Below are 3,293 nucleotides of genomic sequence, written 5' to 3' on the forward strand. Positions count from 1 at the left end.
GCACTTTCGGCTTTACCCATCACAAAAGGTGCGCGAGACATACTTTCTACACCACCTGCGATATAGAGCTCACCTTCACCACAAGTAATAGCACGTGCTGAGTCAATCACAGCACCTAAACCACTCGCACATAGACGGTTTACTGTCTGGCCTGGCACAGTGACAGGTAAACCTGCAAGTAACAGCGCGTTGCGTGCCACATTACGACTGTCTTCACCCGCTTGGTTGGTGTCGCCTAAGATCACATCTTCAATATCTGCGCCCGGTACACCAGTTTTTTCAAGTAGTTTTTGAATGACCGTTGCTGCTAAATCATCAGGACGAATTGAGGCAAGTTCACCCGCATGACGGCCAAATGGACTACGCAAACCATCATAGATATATGCATTTAACATTGAGAAATTCCTTTTCAAGACTCGTGAGTAAAAGTAAGAGGTAAATGAAGTGCGACACGACGCTGTAACCACGGGCTAGGGCGGTAACGCGGGTCATGCGTAAGTGCTGTTATACGGTTCAGAATAAGTAAGATTTTTTCACTGCCGACTTGATCGCCCCATTCAATTGGACCAAATGGGTAGCCTAAGCCAAGACGTACTGCAGCATTAATGTCATCTACCGTTGCAATATTTTGCTGGGCAATATCGCAACCTAAATTAATGACCATTGCTAAAACGCGCTGCGCAACAAAGCCAATACTTTCAGCAATCATGCTGACCATATTTCCATCTAGATTGAAAATAGAGTGAGAGGCTTGTCGGTATTCAGGTTTGGTAATGAGTGAAGGCATTAAGGTACGGTGCTTTGCAATGCCATAAAGCATGTCTATAGCAACAGCATGTTCTGGATTAACCCCAAGGCGAGTAGCCGCTTGAGTGGTATCTTCACCGTAACAAGCAAGTAAACATAAGCTATCTGTTTGTGGTTCAGAATTGGTGTCTAGGGTAATATTTTGCTGAGTTAAATAATCTTCGAGCTGTTTCTTATCATCTAAAAAATCGGCAGCGATCCAAACTTTTGGATATTTTGCTAAACGCTCTACAAACTTCGCAGGTTGTTCACCTGTTTTTGAACCAGTTTCATAGTTATAAAAACCCTGATTAACTTTACGTCCAAGTTGTTTAGCATCTAGCATTTGTTTGGTGAGCGGGTTTGGTTTGTAGCGGGCTTCTTCATAGTACTGATGATAAATCGACTCCATAACTGGATGCGAAACATCAAGGCCTGTTAAATCGAGTAATTCAAAAGGACCCATTCTAAATCCTACGCCGTCACGTAAAATTCGATCAATTTCACTGATATCACAGACATTCTCATTTAAGATTTTGAGCGCTTCGGTGCCATAAGCTCGGCCCGCGTGATTAATAATAAATCCAGGGGTGTCCTTCGCTACAACAGGGCGATGACCAAATGCACGAGACAGATCGTTTAAAGCATCAATAATAAGTGGGTCTGTTTTTAAACCACGAATGACTTCGACCACTTTCATGAGTGGAACGGGGTTAAAAAAGTGATAACCCACAACACGCTCAGGCTTTTTGCAATTTGCAGCAATGGCTGTAATAGAAAGAGAAGAGGTGTTTGAGGCTAAAATAGTATTATCCGAAACAATATCTTCAAGCTGCTGCATCAAGCTTTGTTTGATATCAAGACGTTCAACAATTGCTTCTACAATGAGGTCGCAATTTTTTAAATCTTCAATTTGATGAGCAACAATTAAATGGTTATTTGCCGCTGCTGCTTGCTCAGATGTAATTTTATTTTTGTCGACTAACTTTTGAAATGTAGCAGCCAGTTTTTCTTTAGCCTGTTCTGCTGCACCTGCTTTGGCATCATATAAATAAGTGGTATGACCTGACTGTGCAGCAATTTGAGCAATACCACTGCCCATAACACCTACACCAATCACAGCCATGCTTTTAATATCATAAGTCATGTCGATCATCCTGATTATTGATCTATATTTGAAATTAAACGGAAAAATAGGGTTGGGTGATTTAGCTTAAGCATTGTTTATCACCATCAATTGGTAAGATTTGTCCTGAAATTGAGCGACCACTGTCTGACGCTAAAAATAGGCATAAATCTGCAATATGCTTTGGATTGACAAAATATTTGAGCGACTGATTTTTCAGTACATTTTGAGTCACTTCTTCAAGTGAGGTCTGCGCTACATCGGCACGGGCCTGTAATACTCGCTGGACCCGATCACCATCGACTGCACCCGGAAGAATAGCGTTAACTCGAATATTATCTGTACCGAGTTCCATAGAAAGCGTTTTGGTAAAACCGATCAGCCCCCATTTTGAAGTGGAATAGGCCAATCGGTATGGATAGCCTAAGCGGCCGGCAATAGATGACATATTTATAATCACGCCTGCCTGTGCTTTCTTTAAATAGGGAATGGCTAACTGGGTAATTAAAAAAGTGCTATTCAGATTTAAATTAATGACCGTATTCCAATCTTCAAAACTTAGTTCATCTGCGGCAATGGTTGGGCCTGAGATGCCGGTGTTATTGATTAAAATATCAATACCGCCAAGTTTCTGAACTGCTTCATTAAACATGAGTTTAATTTGCTCATGATCAGCCAAATCACAGGTATATATATGTAGCTTTGGATAATCTTGTTGAAATTGTTCTAGGCTTTTAGCATTAATATCACAAACAAAAACTTCATCCTGATTGTTTAAAAATACCTCGGCAATGCATCGTCCAATCCCTGAACCACCTGCACTAATCAATACTTTTCTGGCCATTTTCATTCCTTTGTTATTATGGTTTTAAATTATTTACCTTGATACGACGGCTTACGCTTTTCGATAAAAGCTTGAACGCCTTCATTTTTATCTTCGGTCGAAAACAGTAACTGGAATGCTTTTCGTTCTAGAGTTAAGCCTGCATTTAATGGAACATCTTCGCTCATCAACGCAACTTCTTTAATTTGTTGCAGGGCAATCGGCGGCATTTTGGCTAGGCTTTGTGCCATTTGAATTGCAGTTGGAATAGTTTGGCCATCTTCTGTGACTTGTGAAACAAGACCAATCAAATAAGCTTCTTCGGCTTTGACCATGGCGCCTGTCATAATCATGCGCATGGCATGGAATTTACCCACAGCACGGAATAAACGTTGTGTACCGCCAGCACCAGGCATTAAACCAACTTTAATTTCCGGCTGGCCAAAGGTTGCACCTTTACCTGCAATAATAATGTCAGCGTGCATTGCAAGTTCGCAGCCACCCCCTAATGCATAACCATTTACGGCAGCAATCACGGGTTTAGGGCACTGGGCAATC

At 41.5% G+C, this 3,293-nt stretch carries 3 protein-coding genes and 1 pseudogene; all 4 read right to left on the bottom strand.

Annotation, left to right across the window (positions count from 1 at the left end; translation table 11 throughout):
- Nucleotides 1–395 (bottom strand): annotated as a pseudogene (locus C1642_RS20020) (3-oxoadipyl-CoA thiolase); the annotation flags it as partial.
- Between the two features lie 14 nt (nucleotides 396–409).
- On the bottom strand, nucleotides 410–1,933 hold the full coding sequence (locus C1642_RS18655) for a 3-hydroxyacyl-CoA dehydrogenase (protein WP_000220488.1): 1,524 nt from the start codon (nucleotides 1,931–1,933) through the stop codon (nucleotides 410–412).
- Between the two features lie 61 nt (nucleotides 1,934–1,994).
- Complete coding sequence (locus tag C1642_RS18660) at nucleotides 1,995–2,756, bottom strand: SDR family oxidoreductase (RefSeq protein ID WP_103236744.1); 762 nt, start codon at nucleotides 2,754–2,756, stop codon at nucleotides 1,995–1,997.
- A gap of 29 nt (nucleotides 2,757–2,785) precedes the next feature.
- On the bottom strand, nucleotides 2,786–3,293 hold a 508-nt coding region (locus C1642_RS20025; protein WP_228154002.1), incomplete at its 5' end, for an enoyl-CoA hydratase-related protein.

This window comes from Acinetobacter sp. AKBS16 (assembly GCF_002899995.1).
GTDB lineage: Bacteria > Pseudomonadota > Gammaproteobacteria > Pseudomonadales > Moraxellaceae > Acinetobacter > Acinetobacter baumannii.

Coding starts and splice junctions, on each gene's coding strand:
- C1642_RS18660 (WP_103236744.1), bottom strand. CDS start 2,756: ATGGCCAGAAAAGTATTGATTAGTGCAGGTGGTTCAGGGATTGGACGA.
- C1642_RS18655 (WP_000220488.1), bottom strand. CDS start 1,933: ATGACTTATGATATTAAAAGCATGGCTGTGATTGGTGTAGGTGTTATG.